At 63.6% G+C, this 20,712-nt stretch carries 20 protein-coding genes; 6 read left to right on the top strand and 14 right to left on the bottom strand.

The window, feature by feature from the left end; translation table 11 throughout:
- The 6 genes from ACMLHZ_RS10175 to ACMLHZ_RS10200 form a co-directional block, all read right to left on the bottom strand.
- On the bottom strand, positions 1-639 hold a 639-nt coding region (locus ACMLHZ_RS10175; RefSeq protein ID WP_418667616.1), incomplete at its 3' end, for a glycosyltransferase 87 family protein.
- A gap of 102 nt (positions 640-741) precedes the next feature.
- Entirely contained in the window at positions 742-1,866 is a 1,125-nt protein-coding gene (locus tag ACMLHZ_RS10180; protein WP_418667617.1) for a helix-turn-helix domain-containing protein, read from the bottom strand.
- A 125-nt stretch (positions 1,867-1,991) separates the two neighbouring features.
- A complete protein-coding gene (gene cysS, locus ACMLHZ_RS10185) occupies positions 1,992-3,389 on the bottom strand; it encodes a cysteine--tRNA ligase (RefSeq protein ID WP_418667618.1) in 1,398 nt (465 codons plus the stop codon).
- A gap of 224 nt (positions 3,390-3,613) precedes the next feature.
- Positions 3,614-4,549 carry a magnesium transporter CorA family protein gene (locus ACMLHZ_RS10190; RefSeq protein WP_177563506.1) on the bottom strand — a complete coding sequence of 312 codons (936 nt, stop codon included), beginning with the start codon at positions 4,547-4,549 and terminating at the stop codon, positions 3,614-3,616.
- Between the two features lie 294 nt (positions 4,550-4,843).
- Positions 4,844-5,887, bottom strand: coding sequence for a ubiquitin-like domain-containing protein (locus ACMLHZ_RS10195; protein ID WP_418667619.1), 1,044 nt, complete (start codon positions 5,885-5,887; stop codon positions 4,844-4,846).
- Positions 5,888-5,966: 79 nt separating this feature from the next.
- On the bottom strand, positions 5,967-6,209 hold the full coding sequence (locus ACMLHZ_RS10200; RefSeq protein ID WP_418667620.1) for a hypothetical protein: 243 nt from the start codon (positions 6,207-6,209) through the stop codon (positions 5,967-5,969).
- Positions 6,210-6,595: 386 nt separating this feature from the next.
- Here ACMLHZ_RS10200 and ACMLHZ_RS10205 point away from each other — a divergent pair, with 386 nt between their 5' ends.
- Positions 6,596-6,697, top strand: a complete 102-nt coding sequence (locus tag ACMLHZ_RS10205; protein WP_418667632.1) for a hypothetical protein — start codon at positions 6,596-6,598, stop codon at positions 6,695-6,697.
- Positions 6,698-7,020: 323 nt separating this feature from the next.
- Here the strand turns inward: ACMLHZ_RS10205 and rpsI are convergent, their stop codons facing one another.
- Complete coding sequence (gene rpsI, locus ACMLHZ_RS10210) at positions 7,021-7,419, bottom strand: 30S ribosomal protein S9 (RefSeq protein WP_177561945.1); 399 nt, start codon at positions 7,417-7,419, stop codon at positions 7,021-7,023.
- Positions 7,420-7,436: 17 nt separating this feature from the next.
- On the bottom strand, positions 7,437-7,865 hold the full coding sequence (gene rplM / locus ACMLHZ_RS10215; RefSeq protein WP_177561947.1) for a 50S ribosomal protein L13: 429 nt from the start codon (positions 7,863-7,865) through the stop codon (positions 7,437-7,439).
- 306 nt (positions 7,866-8,171) lie between these two features.
- On the opposite strand from rplM, the gene ACMLHZ_RS10220 reads away from it, so the two are divergent.
- From ACMLHZ_RS10220 to lepA, 5 genes are read left to right on the top strand one after another with little or no spacing between them, the layout of a single operon-like run.
- Positions 8,172-8,930, top strand: coding sequence for a tRNA 2-thiocytidine biosynthesis TtcA family protein (locus tag ACMLHZ_RS10220; RefSeq protein ID WP_418667621.1), 759 nt, complete (start codon positions 8,172-8,174; stop codon positions 8,928-8,930).
- A gap of 21 nt (positions 8,931-8,951) precedes the next feature.
- Complete coding sequence (gene alr, locus ACMLHZ_RS10225; protein WP_418667622.1) at positions 8,952-10,139, top strand: alanine racemase; 1,188 nt, start codon at positions 8,952-8,954, stop codon at positions 10,137-10,139.
- A 17-nt stretch (positions 10,140-10,156) separates the two neighbouring features.
- The gene (locus ACMLHZ_RS10230; protein WP_418667623.1) at positions 10,157-10,696 is read left to right on the top strand and encodes a cysteine hydrolase family protein; all 540 of its coding nucleotides are present in this window, start codon (positions 10,157-10,159) and stop codon (positions 10,694-10,696) included.
- Entirely contained in the window at positions 10,693-12,285 is a 1,593-nt protein-coding gene (locus tag ACMLHZ_RS10235) for a hypothetical protein (RefSeq protein ID WP_418667624.1), read from the top strand. Before ACMLHZ_RS10230 ends, ACMLHZ_RS10235 begins: the two co-directional genes overlap by 4 nt.
- On the top strand, positions 12,272-14,077 hold the full coding sequence (gene lepA, locus ACMLHZ_RS10240) for a translation elongation factor 4 (protein ID WP_418667625.1): 1,806 nt from the start codon (positions 12,272-12,274) through the stop codon (positions 14,075-14,077). The genes ACMLHZ_RS10235 and lepA overlap by 14 nt, the downstream gene beginning before the upstream one ends.
- A 77-nt stretch (positions 14,078-14,154) precedes the next feature.
- Here lepA and ACMLHZ_RS10245 read toward each other — a convergent pair whose 3' ends face one another.
- The 6 genes from ACMLHZ_RS10245 to ACMLHZ_RS10270 all read right to left on the bottom strand — a co-directional run.
- Positions 14,155-15,054, bottom strand: coding sequence for a hypothetical protein (locus tag ACMLHZ_RS10245; RefSeq protein WP_418667626.1), 900 nt, complete (start codon positions 15,052-15,054; stop codon positions 14,155-14,157).
- Between the two features lie 146 nt (positions 15,055-15,200).
- On the bottom strand, positions 15,201-17,279 hold the full coding sequence (gene vanT, locus ACMLHZ_RS10250) for a serine racemase VanT catalytic subunit (RefSeq protein WP_418667627.1): 2,079 nt from the start codon (positions 17,277-17,279) through the stop codon (positions 15,201-15,203).
- Between the two features lies 1 nt (position 17,280).
- The gene (locus tag ACMLHZ_RS10255) at positions 17,281-18,018 is read right to left on the bottom strand and encodes a D-alanyl-D-alanine carboxypeptidase family protein (protein WP_418667628.1); all 738 of its coding nucleotides are present in this window, start codon (positions 18,016-18,018) and stop codon (positions 17,281-17,283) included.
- Entirely contained in the window at positions 18,015-19,064 is a 1,050-nt protein-coding gene (gene vanG / locus ACMLHZ_RS10260) for a D-alanine--D-serine ligase VanG (RefSeq protein WP_418667629.1), read from the bottom strand. Before vanG ends, ACMLHZ_RS10255 begins: the two co-directional genes overlap by 4 nt.
- Positions 19,065-19,199: 135 nt before the next feature.
- On the bottom strand, positions 19,200-20,333 hold the full coding sequence (locus tag ACMLHZ_RS10265; protein WP_418667630.1) for a sensor histidine kinase: 1,134 nt from the start codon (positions 20,331-20,333) through the stop codon (positions 19,200-19,202).
- On the bottom strand, positions 20,323-20,712 hold a 390-nt coding region (locus ACMLHZ_RS10270), incomplete at its 5' end, for a winged helix-turn-helix domain-containing protein (protein WP_418667631.1). The genes ACMLHZ_RS10270 and ACMLHZ_RS10265, both read right to left, overlap by 11 nt.

Raw genomic sequence — 20,712 nt, forward strand, 5'->3', positions numbered from 1 at the left:
AACGCGCAGCGCCCCCCGCAGCTGCCGCTCAGCCAGCAGCGGCGCCAAAAAGCACACCGCCAGCACCGGGCCAAGCAGCAGCGCCTGGGGCTTGATCGCCAACGCCAGCCCGTAAACGGCGGCCGCGGGCAGATGCTTTTTTTCGTGCAGCAGCCAGAACGCCCCCACCAGCGCCAGGGCAAACACCCCGTCCACCTGCTTCCACACGCCGGTGTCGTACAAAAGGGGCGGGCAAAAGGCGGCAAAGGCCGCCAGCCGCAGCGCCCGCGGCCCGCCCAAAAAGCGCCGGGCGATCCTCCACACCAGCGCCGCAAGCCCCAGATCGCACAAAATGGGCACGGCCCCCAGTACCAGGGCAAGGCCCTTGCTCTGGTAAGCGAGCCCCAGCACCCTCGCCGCCTTGCCCGCCGCCCACAGCACCAGCATATAGGCCGGCGGGTAATCGGCAAAATAGTCCGGCGCATAAAACTGCCCCGGCCCCAGATCCGCCAAGCGGAAGGCCCAGGCCGAAAAGCAGGATACGTCGGTGGCATAGCCCTCGGTGATCAGCAGCAGCGCCAGCCGCGCCGCAAATGCGGCGGCCAGCACCGCCACAAGCCCCTGCCAGCCCCCCCTTTTTTCTGTTTGCAAGTTGGGCATGGGCAGCCCCTCCCCTCTCGTTCTCTGCTTTACAGCAAAAAGGCCGCGCGGGCGTTTCCCCCTCGCGGCCCTGTAACATCGCTCTTTACGCCGCAGCGCGGCTTAAAGCCCTTGCGGCTCTTTTTCGCTGCCGGGCTTTCGGTCCCACACCCGCACACAGCACAGCGCAAGATACACCGCCAGCACCAGCGCGGCAAACACAGCCATTTGCGGGGCAGGCTTTTGATAGACCGCGTAGATATCCACCGAGATCTCGGGCGAAAACAGCGCGGGCGCCAGCAGGTGGCCGTCGCGCATGTTGTACGCCCCCTGGGCGCCGGTGGCCAGAATCAGCCGCCCCGCCGGCAGTACGGCCAGGGCGCGGGCCAGGTTTGCCCATTGCCGCCGCGGGCCATAGAAGGCCGCCAGCCCCAGCCCGCACGCAAGGGTAAGCGCCCAAAAAAGGGCGGTCTGGTGAATGTACACAAAGCCCGGCAGCCCCACACCCGCATACAGCGCCACGAACCCCGCCTGCAGGGCAAAGGCCGCGCAGGGCCACAGCTGCGCGGGCCGGGGGCGGCCCAGCCGCAGCCGCAGGCAGGGGCTTTGCCCCTGCCCGGCCAGGTACCGCCGCAGCAGCACGGCCCCTGCCGCCGTGAGCACCGCCGCCAGAACCAGCGCCGCGAGGGCGGGCCAAAGCAGCCGCAAAAAAAGCGCGGTGAATTCCGTCGAGCGCCCCATGCCCTCCAGCCAGGAAACCTGCCCCATGAGGCCCAGCGGGTAAAACAGCATGACAAGCCTGAAGGCCAGGGATACGTGCACGAACGCCAGCATGCCCACGCCGGTCAGGGTGAACCAGCGGGTTTTGTAGCAATAATACTTTTGCAGGTACGCCCCGTAGGCAAGGCAGCCCAGGTACAACAGATACCCCAGCAGGGCCGGCGCAAAGGTGGCCACCAAAAAGCACAAAAGCCCCCCGCCCAGGCTGAACGCAAAGGCCAAAAAATTCTGCCAGTCCTGCTTTTGCAGCTGGCGCAGGGGGTTCTGGCCGTCCAGCAGTTCGTCGACCGTAACGCCCAGCGCCCGCGCCAGCGGCACCAGTACGCCCACGTCGGGGTAGCCGCCCCCGCACTCCCACTTGGACACCGTTTTGTCGCTCACGCCCAGCCGGTCCGCCAGCTGCTGCTGGGTGTACCGCCGCTGGGCGCGGCAGGCCTTGAGCCTTTCGCCAAAGGTCCGTTCGTTCATATGCTTACCGCCTTTCCGCACCCTGCCGGGCGCAGCTTCAGCATACCGCGAATTTTCTCTACCCGCCACCCACCGGGCGTAGAGTTTTGTCTGCGCCCGGCAGAACGCGGATAAAAAGCCGGCTTTTACGCCTTGCTCACCTTGGGGCCCTGGGGGGTGTCCTCGACCACATAACCCAGCTCGGTGATCTGTGCGCGCAGCGCGTCGGCGGTGGCCCAATCCTTCGCCTTTTTGGCCTCGGCGCGCTTTTGAACAAGCTCGGTCACCTCGGCGGGCACCTCGTCCTTTTTGCGGTTGTACAAAAGGCCCAGCACCCCGGTGATCTCGTCAAAGGCGGCAGCGGCGGCGGCCAGGGCCTCGCCGCTCGCCTCGGGGGCCAGGGTGTTGATGTCCTTCACCAGATCAAACAGGGCGGCCAGCGCATCGGGCGTGTTCAGATCATCGTCCATTGCGTTGATGAACTTCACCTTGGCCGCCGCGGCCTTCTCGGTCAGCAGGTTGCTGGTGCCCTTGGTGCCGTTTGCCAGCAGGAAATCCAGGTTGTCGCGGCAGGTGTACAGCCGCTCCAGGCTCGCCTTGCAGCTGTTCAGCAGCTCCACGGTGTAGTTCAGTGGCATGCGGTAGCCGGCGGTGAGCAAAAAGTAGCGGATGGGCTCGTAGCCAAACACCTCGGCGATCTCACGCACCGTGAAAAAGTTGTTGGCGCTCTTGCTCATCTTGTGGTTGTCGATGTTCAAAAAGCCGTTGTGCATCCAGTAGCGGCTGAACTCGCAGCCGTTGGCGCACTCGGACTGGGCGATCTCGTTCTCGTGGTGGGGGAAGATCAGGTCCTGCCCGCCCGCGTGCAGGTCAATGGTCTTGCCCAGGTGCTTGCGGGCCATGGCGCTGCACTCGATGTGCCAGCCCGGGCGGCCGGGGCCGTAGGGGCTGTCCCACGCGGGCTCGCCGGGCTTGGCGGCCTTCCACACGGCAAAGTCGGCCGGGTCCTCTTTCAAATCGTCCCCCAGCTGGCTGCGCAGCTCGCGGTTGCCGCTCTCCAGATCGTCCAGGTTCAAATGGCTCAGCTTGCCGTATTCCTTAAAGTGTTTGGTGCGGAAATACACGTCGCCGTTTTTGGCCACGTAGCCGTAGCCCTTGTCCAGGATATCCTTCACAATGTCCAGGATCTCCTCGATGTGCTCGGTGGCGCGGGGGCGCACGGTGGGGGTCATGGCGTTCAGCCCGTCGCTGTCCCGAATGAACTCAGCCTCGAATTTCTCGGCCACTTCCTTCATGGTGCAGCCCTGCTCCTGGGCCTTTTTGATCAGCTTGTCGTCGATGTCGGTGATGTTCGAAACATACAGCACCTTGTTGCCCCGGTATTCCAGGTAACGGCGCAGGGTGTCGAACACCACCACCGGCCGCGCGTTGCCGATGTGGATGTAATTGTATACGGTGGGGCCACACACATAGATACGGTACTCGCCCGGCTTTTGGGGCACAAATTCCTCTTTTTTGCGGGTCAGCGTATTGAAAATCTGCATATTCCATCGCTCCTTTTATGCAAAGCCGCGCACCGCTCGGCGGCCGCTTGAATAGTATCATTATACCGGTTCTCGCTTCCATGTGCAAGAAGCATGGGCCGATTTCACCCATTTTATCCCCCCGCGGCCGCAAAAACGGCCTTCGCTGCGGCCGTTTAAGCCAAACTTTTTGGGGCGCAGCAAAAAGGCCGCCCCCAAGGGGCGGCCGCAAAACGCTCTGCGCTTTAAAACCATTTTTTGTGGCGGGCCAGCAAAAAGGCGCCAAAGGTGGCAAGCCCCGCAATGCCCAATGCGATCCAAAAACCGAAGGGGTTATGCTCAAAGGGAACGGGCACGTTCATGCCCCACAGGCTCGACACAATGGTGGGCACCGTCAGGATAATGGTCACCGCCGCCAAAAGCTTCATCACGATGTTCAGGTTGTTGGAAATGACCGAGGCGAACGCGTCCATGGTGCCGGACAAAATGTCCCGGTAGATGCTGCTCATCTCCATGGCCTGTTTGTTTTCAATGATCACGTCCTCCAAAAGGTCCGTGTCCTCAGGGTAGTCCTTCACAAAGTCCATGCGCAGCAGCTTTTCCAGCACGATCTCGTTGCCTTTCAGCGAGGTGGAAAAGTACACCAGGCTTTTTTCCAGCCCCAGCATCTGAATGAGCTCCTTGTTCTTCATGCTGATGTGCAGCTCATTCTCCACCCGGGTGCTGGCCTTGTCCACCTGGCGCAGATAAAACAAAAACAAACTGGCGTTGCGGTAGAGCATCTGCAGCGCCAGGCGCTTGAACTTTTTGGTGCTGCACCCCTTTACCAGCCCCTCCATAAAGGCGCGGGCCAAAGCGTTCTCCCGCAGGCACACGGTCACCACGTTGTCCTGGGTGAGGATGATGCCGAACGGGATGGTCGAGTACACAAAGCTGTGCCCCTCGGTCTGCACCGTGGGGGTATCCACAATGATCAGGGTCTGGCCGTCGTCCTCCTGCTCAATGCGGCTTCGCTCCTCCTCGTCCAGGGGCGCGCGCACAAGGTCCGGGTCAATGTGCAGCTGCGCGCACACCCGGCCGATCTCTTTCTCGCTGGGGTCGCAGAGGTGGATCCAGGCGCCGGGGCAGATCTGGTCCTGTTCCAGCATGCGCCCGCCGTCGCTCAGGTAAATCGTGATCATGGGTAACACCTGCTTTCATTTGGTGGCGGCGCACAAAGGCCCGCCCCCCCACAGGCGCTCTAAAAGGCGCTGAAGCGAAGGGCAGGGACGCCGCATTGGTTTTCATTGCACATTCGACTGCTGGGGTCGCCGTCCATGCCTTTCATCTCCTTGCCGTGCTTTTTATCTGGTGCGGCCGGCGCCACACCCTAAATAAGTTTATGCCCTGCCCCCCGCATTTGTCAAGCAAAATCGGCACAAAAAAACGCGCCCCGGCTTTTACCGGGGCGCGCGGCCTGTAAATTGTTTTTGCGCTCAGCCCACCACGTACATATTTACCTGCTGCACGCCGTTCATCAGCGACTCCGAGTAGGTTTCGTAAAACAGGTCCACCAGGCAGGTGCCGTTCAGCAGCGAGGTGCCGGTGTCGGTGGCAATGGCATACCCGTACACAAAACGCCCGTCGGTGCTGGTGATATACAGCTTTGTGCCGTAAGGGATCAGGTTCGGGTTCACCGCAACAGTGCCGTATCCCAGCCCCAGGCCGGAGGCACCCCGCCCACGGCTGGCGGAATAGCCGGTGGCCCGGCCGGTGTACACCGCCGAGTAGCTGGCCGGCACGCCGTTCACCACCTCGGGGCCTGCCAGGCTGGAAACCGGCGCCCCCGCCTTGTAGGCCTTGATGATGGTGTTCACGGGCGGGTCGGTCATCACCACGCTCACCACCTGGCTGGACTCCACTTCCCCATCCACCACGCGCTCGCGGTGGGTGATCTCGTTGGTGCCCTCGTGGCCCTGCTGCAGGGTCACGGTGCGGTTCCGGTTGCGGTAAAACAGGCTGGTATAAACGTATTCTGTCTCAAAGGGAATGGATTCATAGCTCAGGGTATCGCGGTATTCCACCCGGTGCACCGTGATGGGCTCCCCCTGCGAGACCTCGGTGTGCAGGCTGGGCTCGGTGTAATCGTGCTCGCCCAGCTCCACACCGCACGCCTCCAGTGCCTGCTGCACGGTGCCGCCCACCATCTCGGCCACATGCTCCTGCCCATCCGCGTTCACGGTAACGGGCACCGCACGCTGAATGCTCAGGCTGGCCAGGTTGCCGTTATACGCGGTGTAGTGCACCGCGTCCGCCTCGCCGGCCACGATGCCGGAAAGGTTCATCAGTTCGTCCGGGTCGCTGGCGCGGGTGATCAGCATCCTGCTGTTGCCGTGCGAGTCCGAAACATACACCACGTTCAGGGTGGTAAAAAGCGCAAATACGGTCAGTGACAGGCAGCACAGGGTGAGCAGCGTGGCAGGAAGCCGTGCCGGGGTGGCAAGGATGCGCCGCCGCAGATGTTCTGTGAATTTTGTCATACACTCTCCTAACGTTCCATGTTGAAGGGCAATGCCGCACCGCGGGGTACCGGGTGCGGGCGGGCGGCTGTAACATGGTTCAGCCGCGCCCTGCAAAGAATGTGTGCCGCAAAAGGGCACTTGAGGCATTGTACCAGATGGTCCCGGGCGGGTCAAACCTGTCTCGCAAGCGGATTTTAGCCAAATTTTGTTTATTTCCATGGATTTCACGTTTTGCCCCGCTCAAACTTTTTATCGCTCCCGATTTCTTGTGTTTTCTTTTGTTTCCTAAAATTTCGTCTTGATTTTTAACCGTTTTGTCATAATTCGCCTCCGTTTTCATCTCGCTTTTTTGCCCAAATACATCTCTTAAAAATTATATATAGTGCACAGTCTGTATGAACAAATTGTAAATGGATCCATATTCTGCATATTTCTTTTTCCGGGCTCAACGGCATTTTTCTCTCCCTGGAGCTTTCTCCGGGCGGGGCTTATGCAGGTGTGACCGCGCTTTTTTATTGCTCCGCATAAAAAAAGATGAAACAGCTTGGCAGATCCGACATTAAAATTTAGAGTATAAAAAACGGGAATATCCGCATGGGGCGAAAAAAGCATACGTGAAAAACAGGAAGTTGAGGAGATGCGGGTGGACCACATAAGAATTGAAACAAACCGGCTTATAAGGAATACCGGCATCAGGGAATTGTCAGTGAGGCAGGCAATGCGGTTATCAAATTACTAAAAGAAGAGGAGATTCCTTATATAACAGCCACACATGACAAAAGCAATCCCAGAAGCGGGGCTGTTATGAAGCGGATCGGCATGAAATAGTGTTATTTTTATAAAGAGCAGTGGCAGCCCAAGAGCTTTCCGGTGATATTCCGAATGTATCAGTTAAACTTTGACGGGCAAAAAATAGAGTATATCAAAAATACTGGAACCTGTACGATGAGCATTTCATCGAAACAAATATATAACTTTTCGCTTATCTGGCTTTTAAGCGCACTTTATTGAGTATAATCCGCACTTCCCCCTCTTTCCGTTTTTAATAGTGGCAGGCCGGAACGCACGACAAAAAAAGTTCCCACCCGCATGCGGGTGGGAACTTCCGGGTCTTTTCGGGCGCTGCAGCCCTCTGCCGCAAAAAGCAGTTCTCAGCGCTTGGAGAACTGGGGCGCGCGGCGCGCGGCCTTCAGGCCGTACTTCTTGCGCTCCTTCATGCGGGGGTCGCGGGTCAGGAAGCCGGCCTTTTTCAGCGCCGGGCGCAGGTTCTCGTCGTACTGCAAAAGGGCGCGGGCAAGGCCGTGGCGGATGGCGCCGGCCTGGCCGGACACGCCGCCGCCGCCCACGCGCACCACCAGGTCGAACTTGCCCTCGGCGGCGGCCACCACCAGGGGCTGGCGCACGATGAGCTTCAGGGTCTCAAGGCCAAAGTAATCGTCGATGTCGCGGCCGTTGATGGTGATCTTGCCGGTACCGGTGTACACGCGAACACGGGCAACGGAATTCTTACGACGACCGGTGCCGTAGAAATAAGGTTTCGTCTCGTACATTATTCTATTGCCTCCTATTAAAACTCGTAAACTTCGGGCTTCTGGGCAGCCTGATCGTGCTCAGCGCCCTTGTAGCAGCGCAGGCGGGTCATGGCCTTGGCGCCCAGGGTGTTGGCGGGGATCATGCCCTTCACGGCAATGTACATGGCCTTGTCGCTGTTTTCAGCCATCAGGGTCTTGTACTGCACTTCCTTCAGGCCGCCGATCCAGCCGGAGTGGGTGCGGTAGTATTTCTTTTCCAGCTTCTTGCCGGTCAGAACAGCCTTGTCGCAGTTGATGATGATCACATGGTCGCCGCCATCCACATTGGGGGTAAAGGTGACCTTGTTCTTGCCGCGCAGCAGAACGGCGGCGCGGGCGGCGACGCGGCCCAGGGGCTTGCCGGCGGCGTCGATCACATACCACTTGCGCTCGATCTGGGCGGGCTTTGCGAGAGTAGTGCTCATAATCGTGTATCCTCCATCATTTTCTCTTGCGCGCCCGCGGCGGGCGCGGTGAACGCTTTTGTTTTGCGCATCCTGGCGCAAGGCTCATTATATACGAAAGCCCGCCCCCGCGTCAAGCACTTTTTTCGATTATTTTAACTGGCCCTTTCACAGCTCTCATTATCTCTTGATATCTCGTTTTTACTATCGATTACGCGTTTTCTATTTTTCCAAAAAATTTTCTCAAAGTTTGTGCAAGTCGCCCTTTAACTGTGGTATAATCGGTCTTGTTCTTTTATAATACATTTTAAGGGCGGTGAATCCGGCATGCAAAGGCTCGAAGGCCTGGTGCGCAGGGCAATTCAGGAATACGGCATGCTCTCCCCCGGCGACCGGGTGTGTGTGGGCGTCTCCGGCGGCAAAGACAGCGTGGCCCTCACCATCGCCCTGGCCCGGCTGCAAAAATACCTGGGCGTGCCCTTTGAGCTGGTGGCTGTGAGCCTGGACCCGCAGTTCGGCGGCACGCCCACCGATTATACCCCCCTGGCCGGGCTGTTCGCCGCCTATGGGGTGCAATACGAGGTTCGCCGCAGCGGGATCGGGCACGTGGTGTTCGATCTGCGCAAAGAGTCCAACCCCTGCGCGCTCTGCGCCAAAATGCGCCGGGGCCTTCTGCACAACACCGCCAAAGAGCTGGGCTGCAACAAGGTGGCCCTGGGCCACCACCTGGACGACGCCATCGAGACCTTTTACATGAACCTCTGGGGCGAGGGGCGGCTGGGTTGCTTTTCGCCGGTCACCTACCTCTCCCGCAAGGACCTCTACATGATCCGCCCCATGGTGCTCGCCACCGAGGCGGACGTGCGCCGCGCGGTGAAAAGCCTCTCCCTGCCGGTGGTCAAGAGCGCCTGCCCGGCCGACGGCGCCACCCGCCGCCAGGAAATGAAGGAATATGTGGCCGGCGCCTGCCGCGCCGACCGGGCCTTCCGCCAAAAAATGCTGGGCGCGCTGCAGCAGGCGGATCTGGACGGCTGGGCCCCCCTGCCCGGGGCGCCGCGCCGAAAGGGCACGCCCGGCCCGCGTTAAAACTGTTGCGAGGTGTTACGAATGGATTTTGAACGGCATTGCTGGGCCGAGATCGACCTGGACGCGCTGACGCATAATTTCAAGCTCATCCAGGCCCACGCCGCCCCGGCTCAGGTATGCGCGGTGGTAAAGGCCGGGGCCTACGGCCACGGCGACGGCATGGTGTGCCGCGCGCTGGAAGCCGCGGGCGCAAAATGGTTTGGGGTGAGCTGCCTTTCCGAGGCGCTGCACCTGCGCTCGGTGGGCATTGGGGGCGACATCCTGATCCTGGGCCGCACCGACCCCGCCTGCGCCCCCAGCCTTGTGCGCTATGGTCTGACCCAGGCGGTGTTCAGCCCGGAATACGCCCGCCAACTGGCCGCCGCGGCCGTGGAGACCCGCCATGCAGTCCAGGTGCACCTGAAGGTGGATACCGGCATGGGCCGGCTGGGTTTTATGGCCCGCGACCCGGCCGATGTCGCCCCCTGCGCCGCCGCGCTGAGCGCCTGCTTTGATCTGAAAGGCCTCTCGGTGACCGGCCTGTTCCAGCATTTCGCCGTGGCCGACAGTCTCGCCCCCCCGGATGTGGCCTACACCCGCCGCCAATACGAGCTTTTTCTCGCGGTCCTGGCCGCGCTGGAAGCGCAGGGCCGCCGGGTGCGGGTGGCGCATTGCTGCAATTCCGCCGCCCTGGCCCTGCACCCTGAGTGGGGCATGGACCTGGTGCGGCCGGGCATCCTCTTGTACGGCCAGCAGCCCAGCGAAGATGCGGCGCTGCCCGGCCTTGTGCCGGTGCTCACCCTCAAGGCCGCCGTCAGCCAGGTAAAAGAGCTCAGCCCCGGCCAGGCGCTCAGTTACGGCCTCTGTTTTACCGCATCCCGGCCGATGCGGGTGGCCACCCTGTGCGTGGGCTACGCCGACGGTTATCCCCGCGCCATGACCAACAAGGGCCTGTGCGCGCTGCACGGCGCGCCCGCGCCGGTGGTGGGCCGGGTATGCATGGATCAGCTCATGGTGGACGTGACGGGCATCCCCGGCGTGCAGGCGGGCGACGAGGCCACCGTGTTTGGGGCGGGCGGCACGGCCGACACCACCTCGGCGGTGGCGGCCAAGGTGGGCACCATCCCCTACGAGATCCTGTGCGGTCTGGCGCTCCGGGTGCCGCGGGTCTATCTGCAGGGCGGCCGCTGCGCGGCCGTGGTCGATCATCTCAGGCAATCCAGCTTATAAACAGGAGGGAACACAGCGTGGCAAATCTTTTGGTTGTGGTGGATTATCAGAACGATTTCGTGAGCGGGGCCCTGGATTTTGAACAGGCCCGGGCACTGGAAGGGCCGATCGCGGCCCGGGTGGATCAGGCGCTCGCCGCGGGCTGGCGGGTGATCTTCACCCGCGACACCCACGGGCCCGATTATCTGGAGACCCGCGAGGGGCGCTTTCTGCCGGTGCCCCACTGCCTCAAGGGCTCCGCGGGCTGGCACCTCTACGGCAGCCTCGCCGCCTACGAGTCCGCGGCAGACCCCCGCGTTGCCTTTGTGGACAAGCCCACCTTCGGCAGCGCGGAGCTGGCCGGCGCGGCCGAGGCCCTGTGCGGCGGTGAGCCCCCGGTCATCCAGCTGTGCGGCGTGGTCACCAGCATCTGCGTCGTCTCCAACGCCATCCTGCTGCACAGCCGCTTTTTAAGCAGCGAGATCGCCGTTCTGCAAAACCTCTGCGCCGCCGCCGACCCGGCCGATCATCAAAACGCCCTGCGCCTTTTGGCCGGCATGGGCTACCTGCTCCAATGAGCCGCGCCGCAAAGCCAGCGGGCCCCTTTGCCCCGGGCGCCGCGCCTGCCCGCTGGCAGCGAGGCTTCGCCTCGGCCTGCCTGGTGATCTTTCTGGCCGCCTTCGGCAGCATTTTTGCCGTGGCAGCCCTGCGCGGCAGGCTGGGCGTTTCGGCAAACAGCGCGGTGCTGTTCGTCCTCTTGGCCGGGGGCTTTTTCTGCCTGGCGCGCTTTGGCCTGCCGCGCCTGCCCAGCCTTTCCTCCCGGGCCTGGGCCGCGGTGTTCTGGGGCGGGCTCGGCCTCTTGCTGGCCCTCCAGCTGGGCAGCGGTTTTCTTTTGCTGAACGACCACACCACCGCCCCTTTCGATACCGAGGCCGTGTACCGCACCGCCACCCAGCTGGCCGCGGGGCAGGTACCCGCCGAATACAACGATTATTTCGTTTCCTGCGAGAGCAACACCCTGTGCATGTTCGTTTTGTACTGGCTGTACCGGCTGGTCTTTCTGCTGGGCGGATCCCTGAGCCCCGTGTGGGGCATGCTGCTGAACACCACGCTGCTGTGGCTGGCCGCGCTGTTCACCTGCAAAGCCGCCCTGCTGCTCTGGGGCCGGGCGGGCGGGGGCGCGGCGCTGGCGCTCTGCCTGCTGTTTTTGCCCCTCTATATCTTCACCCCGTTTTTGTACACCGACCCCATGGCCGCGCCGCTGGCGGCCGCCTCGCTCTATTGTTTTGTGCGGCTGCGCGGGCGCTGGGCGTTTCTTTCGCCCAAGGGGCGCCTTGTGCGCGCGGCGGGTCTCGGCGCGCTGCTGGGCCTGGCCTTTTTAATGAAGGGCAACGCCCTTGTGCTTGTGCCCGCGCTGGGGCTGTGGTGCCTTTTCAGCCTGCCCTTAAAGGGGCACGGGCGGCAGGCCCTGGGCCTTGTGCTGGCGGTGGCGCTGGCCGCCGGGCTGGTCATCGGGGGCTTCAAGGCATATGTGCGGGGCTGCGGCCTCATCGACTTTTCCGGCTACGACGCGCTGCACATGCCCCTCACTCACTGGGTCATGATGGGCCTCGAGCACGACGGCGCCTATAACAGCGAGAGCTTTGCCTATTCAGGCCGCTACCCCACCGTGGCCGAAAAAAGGGCCGCCATCGCCGCGCGCATCGGCACCAACCTGCACACCCTCGTCAAAAATCCGGTGGCTCTGGCCTGGCTCATGTACACCAAAGCCGGCACCGACTGGACCGACGGCCTGTACGGCTCGCCCGGCGCCGCGGCGTTCGCTCCGGTGCGGTCCACCTGGCTCAGCGAGTGGTTCACCTCCACCGGTGCCCACTCCGGTCTCACCGCCGCCTTCGGCCAGGCGTTCCACTGGCTCGTCTGGCTCTGCGCTTTCGGCGCCGCCCTTCGGGCGCTGCGCCAAAAGCGCCCCGGGGGCTTTGCCCTGGCCGCCGCCCTGTGCCTTTTGGGCAACCTGGCGTTTTTGAGCCTGTGGGAGGCAAACGCCCGCTACGCATTTTGTTTTTTCAGCTGCCTGGTTTTGCTGGCCGCGGGCTTTTTGTCCGGCGGGCGGGCCGGGCAGGATATCAACAACGAGCAGGAGGTCACGCCCCTTGGCAAGAGATAACATTCGCAATTTCTGCATCATCGCCCACATCGACCACGGCAAGTCCACCCTGGCCGACCGCATTCTGGAAAAGACCCACTCGGTGGACGAGCGCCAGATGGAAGAGCAGCTGCTGGACAACATGGATCTGGAGCGCGGGCGCGGCATCACCATCAAGGCCCGCGCCGTGACCCTTTCCTACCGCTCCCGCAACGGCAAAGACTATGAATTCAACCTGATCGACACCCCGGGCCATGTGGACTTCGGCTACGAGGTCAGCCGCTCCCTGGCCGCCTGCGAGGGAGCGGTGCTGGTGGTGGATTCCAGCCAGGGGGTGGAGGCGCAGACCCTGGCCAACACCTACATGGCCCTTGAGCACGACCTGGAGCTGGTGCCTATCCTGAACAAGATCGACCTGCCCAGCGCCGAGCCGGAGCGGGTCGCCCAGGAGGTGGAGGATGTGATCGGCCTTCCCTGCCTCGACGCGCCCCGCGTTTCCGCAAAGCTGGGCACCGGCGTGGAGGATGTGCTGGAACGGGTCATCACCGATATCCCCGCCCCCACCGGCGATGAAAACGCCCCCCTCAAAGCCCTCATCTTCGACAGTGTGTACGACAGCTACAAAGGCGTGATCGTGTACGTGCGGGTGTTCGAGGGCACGGTCAAACCCGGCGACACGGTGCGCATGATGGCCGCCGGCACCGAGTTCACCCTGGTGGAGGTGGGCCACATGGGCGCCACCAGCCTGTCCCCCTGCGCCCAGCTGCAGGCGGGCGAGGTGGGCTATCTCACCGCCAGCATCAAAAACGTGCGCGACACCCGTGTGGGCGACACCGTCACCCTGGCCGCCGCCCCCACCCCCGAGCCCCTGCCCGGCTATCGCAAGGTCACTCCCATGGTGTTCTGCGGCATCTACCCTGTGGACGGCGCCCGCTACCCGGACCTGAAGGACGCGCTGGAAAAGCTGCAGCTCAACGATGCTTCGCTGAGCTTTGAGCCCGAGACCAGCGCGGCGCTGGGGTTTGGCTTCCGCTGCGGGTTCCTGGGCCTGCTGCATCTGGACATCATCACCCAGCGCCTGGAGCGGGAGTTCGATCTGGACCTCATCACCACCGCCCCCAGCGTGGAATACCGCATCACCCTGACCGACGGCACGGTGGAGGTCATCGAAAACCCCTCCAACTACCCCGACCCGGGCCGCATCGCCAGCCAGGAGGAGCCCTTTGTGGACGCCCACATCTACACCCCCACCGAGTATGTGGGCAGTCTGATGGATCTGTGCGTGGACCGGCGGGGCGTGATGGTGGATATGAAATACCTGGACGCCACCCGCGTGGATCTGCACTACGAGCTGCCCCTGGGCGAGATCGTGTACGATTTCTTCGACGCCATCAAGAGCCGCAGCCGGGGCTATGCCAGCTACGACTACGAGATGAAGGGCTTCCGCGAGTCCAAGCTGGTGAAGCTCGACCTGCTGCTGAACGGCGACATGGTGGACGCGCTCTCCATGATCGTGCACGCCGACAAAGCCTATGCCAAGGGCCGCCGCCTGGCCGAGCGGTTAAAAGACAACATCCCCCGCCAGATGTTCGAGATCCCCATCCAGGCGGCCATCGGCGGCAAGGTGATCGCCCGCGAGACCGTAAAGGCCATGCGCAAGGACGTTCTGGCCAAGTGCTACGGCGGCGACATCACCCGCAAAAAAAAGCTGCTGGAAAAGCAGAAGGAAGGCAAAAAGAAGATGCGCCAGCTGGGCAGCGTGGAACTGCCCAGCGAGGCCTTCACCGCCGTGCTCAAGCTGGACGAGGGCTGACGGGTCTGCCTTTTTTATCAAACAGCGAACAAACAGCGGCAGGGGAATGCTCCCCTGCCGCTGTTTGTTCGCTCTTTTTATTCGTCGTCCGCCTGGGGCGGCGCGTTTTGCTCCGCAAGCTCCGCCTCTTCCTGCACAATGCGCAGAAAATCCTGTTTGCGCTCCTTCTCCCGGGGCACGAAGCGCCCCACAACCCCGCCGCCGCCCCGGTTCTTCACGTAAAAGAAGCCGATCACCGAAAAGACTACCGCCCCGATAAAATTCACGATCAGGTCCTTCATGGTGTCGATCAGGCCGATGTCGATATAACCGCCCAGGCCCAGGTCCTGCCCATTCACCACCACCTGGGTGATGCCGGTGATCCCCGCCGCCCGGTTGCCGCCCGCCGGGTCCAGCAGCACCGAATAGACCGCGTGCACAATGGTGTCCTTCTGCATGTCCGTGTGGAACAGCTGATCCATGCCGAACTCAAAAAATTCCCACACCACGCCGATCGTCATGGAAAAGCAGAACGCCACAATACCCATGAACAGCGGCGACAATTTAAACATCATCCGCTCGCTGCGGTTCAACAGATCCACCATCGAAAACCCGATCGCGGCCGCCAAAAACCCGTTCAGGGTGTGCAGCACCGTGTCCCAAAAGGGGAACAGGATATAAAACTCCTGGATCTCGCCCAGAATTTCGGCCGCAAAAATGAACACCAGAATAATGATCTCCAGCGTGGTGGGCAGTTCGATCTTCATGGTCACCTGCACCAGGCTCGGCACCACCAGCAGCAGCAGGGTGAGCAGGCACAGGAACACGTTCTCGTAATTGCGGTTGAAGATCTGCAGCACCATCACAACGATCACCAGCGCCCGCAGCGTGAAGTACACGATGGCCGAGCTCTTGTGCTCCTTCAGCTCCATCCGCAGCGCTTTTTTGATGCCCCGGTACCAGGGGGATCTGTTCTCCCCTTGCTTTTTCTCTTTCATTTCCTGTTTCCTCCCCGTTCCTCTCACAGCTCGGGCGCCGGGCAGCCGCCGCGGCGCCTTTTACTCTATTATAAACGGGAACAGGGCAAACTACAATCGTTTTATGGTTTTGCGGGGGAGCTTATGTCGAACAGGGCGCGCCCCCTTCATGCCCCCTCGTATACCAGCCCCAGCCGGGGCGAAAGCCCTGCCAGCAGCTCGTTGGTGATGGTGCCGCACCGTGCCGCCAGCTCCTCAGCCCGGAGCTCCTCGGGCCCGTCCCGGCCGATCAGGGTCACTGCGTCGCCCATGCCCACCTCCTCGATGCCGGTCACATCCACCAGCATCTGGTCCATGCACAGCCGCCCCACCACCGGGGCGCGTTTTCCGCGCACCAGCACCTCGCCGCCGTGCGCCGCCAGATCGCGGGGCAGGCCGTCGGCATAGCCGATGCTCACCACCGCCAGCAGGGTGGGCCGCGCCGCCGTAAAGGCAAGGCCATAGCCCGCCCCCTCGCCGGCTTTGAGCCGGCGCACCGCGGCCACCCGCGCCTTCAGGGTCAGCGCCGGCCAAAGCTCCAGCCGCCGCTGCACCGGCGCGGCATCCTCGTACACGCCGTAAAGCGCAAGCCCCGGCCGGGCCAGCTCGCAGCCAAGGGGCGGGAGGTTCAGCAGGCCGTAGCTTGCCTGCAAATGGGTGCGCCCCGGGGCGATCCCCGCCGCCCGCAGGCCCTCCACCGCCTCAAAAAAGCGTTGCGCCTGCCCCTGGGTGTAGGTCACCGCCTCTGCCGAAAGGCCGTCGGCCATGCACAAATGGCTGAACACGCCCTTGATTTTCAGGTTCGGCAGGGCAAATACCCGCCGCAGCGCCTCCTGGTCGGCGGCGTTTATTCCCAGCCGGTGCATGCCGGTGTCCAGCGCCAGGTGGGCGCGCACCTTCCGCCCCTGGCCGTTCAGGGCCTGGGCGTATTCCTCGCTCACCAAAGCCTGGCTCACCCGCCACCGCGCCAGCAGCGCCGCCTCCCCGGGCGCGGTGTAGCCCAGCACTAGTATCTCGCCCAAAATGCCCGCCCGGCGCAGGGCGATGGCCTCCGGCAGGGTGGCAACGGCAAAGCTCCGCACGCCCTGCCGGCGCAGGGTGCGGGCCGTTTTTACCGCCCCGTGGCCGTAGCCGTCCGCCTTGATCACCGCCATCAGCGGGCAGCCCGCCTGCCGGCGCAGCAGCTTTGCGTTGTGCGCCAGGGCGGTGCGGTCCACCTGCCGCCAGGCGCGGGCCGTGGGGTCCGGCTTTACCGGCCGCACGGCCAAAGCCAGGGCCGAAACCGCCGCGCTCAGCGCCGCCACCGCCGCAAAATGCCCCAGGCTGTTTTCCACCAGCACGGCCTGCAGCCCCAGCACCTTGGCCGCCCCCCGCACCAGCACAATGCACCAGGGGTGCACAAGGTACACCGCCTCGGCCAGCTTTGCGCTTCGCTTGTCCCGCCCGCCGTTCACCGCCAGCAGCCCGCTGAACAACGCCGCAGCCGCCAGGGGCAGGGTCAGGTACATGCTGTCGTGCCGCGGGCTGGCAATGCTTTTCAGCCAGAACGCCTCGGCCGAAAGAGCGGCCAGCGCCGCCAAAAAGCCCGGCAGGGCCGCCCGGGGGCGCACCGGCTTTACCGCCGCGCCCAGCAGCAAAAACAGCGGCGCAAAAAACAGCCCGCCCCGGGTATAGCCTCCCAGCGCCGTCAGCAGCCCGTCCAGCGCGGGCTGCACACCTGGCAGCCGGCAGGCAAGGCCGTACCAGCTGTCGCCCGCAAGCCCCACAAGGTACAACACCGCCGCCGCGGGCAGGGCAAGCCGCAGCCCCCGCTTGGCCAGCGCATGGGCAATGGGCAACCCCAACAGCAGCGCGGGCAGGTACCAAAGGTGGTAAAACGTGCCGGTGATCAGCAGCTTTTGCACTGCTTGCCAGGGCGAAAAGCCCCCCGCATACAGGTTCAGCGGCAGATACAAGAGCACCGCCGCCCCGTACAAAAGTGCCGTGCGCCGCCACAGCGCCCCGGTACCCCGCCAGGCCCGTCGGGCCAAAAAGTGTCCGGTGAGCATAAAGAAGAAGGGCACCGCAAGCCGGGCCAGCACCCGGCACAGCCAAAAATCGCCCTCTGCGCTGTAGCTGACCAGCGGCCCGGTGTGGATCGCCACCACCAGCAGCGCCGCGGCAAGGCGCGCCCGGTCCAGCACCGGGCCTTTTTTTGTGCGTTCCATCTCATTCCCCCCAAACAGTCGCGATCAATCCGCCCACGTTGTCGCCCGAGAGCTGGCAGCAGCCGTCGGGCAGCTCGGCCAGGGCGGTCGCCCCCTCGCAGGGGATGTAAAACACCCGGGCGGCCCGCCCGCCGGGCAGCGTGCAGCTTTTGGGCCCGGTCCTCAAAAAATCCGCATACTCCTCCAGGCACAGGCCGTTCTGCAGCAGCAGCAGCGCGTGGGGCGCGCCCACATACCGGAAATGCCAGGGCTCGGCGGCAATGCCGGTGAGCGTTTCCTTTCCCTTCTGGTACCGCTCAATAAACCCGTACCCGGCGGCAAGCCGCCGAAACGCGCCGCACGCCCCGTCGTAGGGGAAGGCGGGCCGGATAAAGTCCAGCGCGCCGCCCGTTTTCCCCAGGTCGATGGCAAGGCCGGTCTCGTGCTCGCTGCACCCGGGGCGGGCCACATAGCTGCGGGTAAACGCCTCGCCGTGCTCAGCCATCGAGTCATCCCACAGCTTCTGCTGCTCGGCCCGGCTGCGCCAGCCCGACACAGGCCGGATACGCCCGGCCCCGCCCGCCGCGGCCACGCAGGCGGCCAGCAGCGCGGCGGCCCGGTTCTCCATCAGAATGTCCGGAAAAGCGCCGCTGGGCGGGGCAAGGCGGCGCGGCGCTTCGCCCTGCAGCGGGTGGGCGGCGTTCACCAGCAGCACATCGCCCCGGAACACCTGCTCCCGGCGCAGCTCCACCCGCCTCACGCCTCAAACCCCAGCTCAATGAGCTTTGTCACCAGCGCGGGGAATTCCAGGCCCACGCCCCGCATCATGCTGGGGTAACGGCTGTGCGCAGTAAATCCCGGGATGGTGTTCGCCTCGTTGAACACCACCCGCCCATCGGGGGTGTAAAAAAAGTCCACCCTGGCAAAGCCCCTGCATCCCAGCGCCCGGTATACCTTACGGGCCGCCTCCCGCACCCGGGCCGCAGCCTCCCCGGCAATGCGCGCCGGGCAATGGATGGCCGAGGTTTTCAACGTGTACTTTTCCTCGTAGTTGAAAAACCCCTGCGAAAGTTCGATCTCATCCACCACGCCCACCGTCAGCGCATCGTTGCCCAGCACCGCGCAGCCCACCTCAAAGCCTGGCACGGCCTGTTCCAGAATCACCTCGCCGTCGTGCAGAAAGGCCCCAGCCACCGCCGCCGCCAGCTGCTCCGGGCCTTCCACCCGGGTGATCCCGAACGAGGAGCCCGCCCGCACCGGCTTTACAAACAGCGGCCAGCCAAGCTTTTCGGCCGCGGCGGCAATGCCGCCCATTTCCGTCCCCTTGCCAAACACCGCCGAGGGGGGCACCTCCACCCCGGCCAGGGCCGCCAGCTTGTGGGCGCGGTCCTTGTCCATGCACAGCGCGCTCGCCAGTGTGCCGCAGCCCACCAGGGGCACCCCCGCCAGCTCAAACAGCCCCTGCACGGTGCCGTCCTCGCCGTTTTTGCCGTGCAGCACGGGGAACGCCGCGTCAAAGGCAAAGCGCAGCGTGGTGGGGCCGAACACCGCCAGCTCGTGCCGCCCGCGGCCCGGGCACACCGCGCAGGGCAGGCAGTTCACCTTGTCCTGCCGCCAGGCGTCGGCGGGGATGTTCTCCACCGCGCCGGTGTAATACAGCCACTCCCCCTCCCGGGTGATGCCCACGGTCAGCGCGGCATAGCGCTCCCTGTCCAGTGCGCTGAGCACCGCGTGGGCCGATTGCAGCGATACCTCGTATTCTGTGGAGCAGCCGCCGAACAGCACCAAAATTCGTTTTTTCTCCATTTTGGATCTTTCCTCCTGCAAAGGGCGGCGCGGACCGCCGGACCGCACAAAAAAGCGCCCTGTTTTTGATACCTTCATGGTACCAAAACAGGGCGCCGGGTGTTTGCAGGCAAAATGGCAAAACCCTTGCGGTTTTTATTCCAAAATCTTGCGATTTTCTTGCGGCGGCAGGCTGACCGTGAATTTCACCCGCTCCTCCCCGCTCTCGGCGGTGATCTGCCCGCCGTGCAGCTCCACGATCTGCTTTGCAATGGCAAGGCCAAGGCCCGCGCCGCCGCTGGCGCTCCCGCGCGCGGCGTCCAGCCGGAAAAACCGCTCAAAAATGCGGCCCAGTTTTTCGGGCGGGATGGTGGGGCCGGGGTTTTCAAAGCACAGTGTCACCCCTTCGGGCCCCGCCGCGGCGCGCACCATAACGGTGCCGCCCTCAAAGCTGTAATTCACTGCGTTGCGCAAAAGGTTGTCAAACACACGGGCCAGCTTGTCCGCATCGCAGCCGTAGGGCAGGGTCTCGGGCACTTCCAGGCTGCATTCCAGGTTTTTCTCCGCCAGCATGGGGCCGAACTCAGCGGCCACCTGCCGCAGCATCAGGGCCAGGTCCACGGGCCGGGTCTCCAGCTCCAGGTGCGTCAGGTTAAAGCGGGTGATCTCAAAGAACTCGTTCAGCAGGTCCTCCAGCCGCAGGGCCTTGTCCAGCGCGATGCCGGTATAGCGCGCCCGGGTCGCGGCAGAGATGTCCGGCTCATCCCGCAAAAGGGTCAGGTAGCCGATCACACTGGTAAGGGGCGTTTTCAGGTCGTGGGCCAGATACACGATCAGGTCGTTCTTGCGCTGCTCGGCCTCTCTCGCCGCTGCCTCGGCCCGCAGCGCCTGCTGCTTTGCCAGGTTCATGTCGTCCTGGATGTCCCTTAGATCCGCCGGCAGCTGGATCAGCTCCTCGCCCGGCTGGGCCAGCCGCTTTGCCCCCTCCACAATCTCATCCAGGTAGCGCAGGGGGCGGCTCAAAAAGTAGTAGCTCTCGGCCACCCAGCCGCCCGCCAGCAGCCCCCCGTATACCAGCAGCACATATTCCCTCACCCACTGCAGCGCCCAATAAATGGGGTTCGTGGGCTGCCAGATGACCGCGTTGCACAGGCTCCAGCCCAAAAGGCCAAGCCCCGTAAGGCCCACCGCCCACAGCACCAGCGCCACAAGATACTGCGCCAGCAGCCGCCGGGAAAGCCCGCTGCGGTAGCGGCCTTTGCCCGCCCCGCCGCTCGTTTTATGCTTCAATGGTGTACCCCACCCCCCACACGGTCTTGATGAACTTCGGCCTGCGGCCGGTGTCGCCCAGCTTTTCCCGCAGCCGGGCGATGTGGCTCATCACGGTGTTGTTGCTCTCCCAGTATTTTTCGCCCCACACGGCGCTGAACAGCTCTTCGCTTGGCACCACGCGCCCGCGCATGCTGCACAGATACCACAGGATCGAAAATTCCAGCGGGGTCAGCGCCGCCTCTTTGCCGTACACGGTGCAGCGGTGCGCCGCCTTTGAGATCACAAGGCCGTTTATCTCCAGCTCCTCCGGCTCGGTGGGCGCCGCCGCCCGGTCGTAGCGGTTGCAGCGCCGCAGCTGGGTCTTCACCCGCGCCACCAGCTCCAGGGGGTTGAAGGG

Source organism: Allofournierella sp. (assembly GCF_048388525.1).
Classification (GTDB): domain Bacteria; phylum Bacillota; class Clostridia; order Oscillospirales; family Ruminococcaceae; genus BQOK01.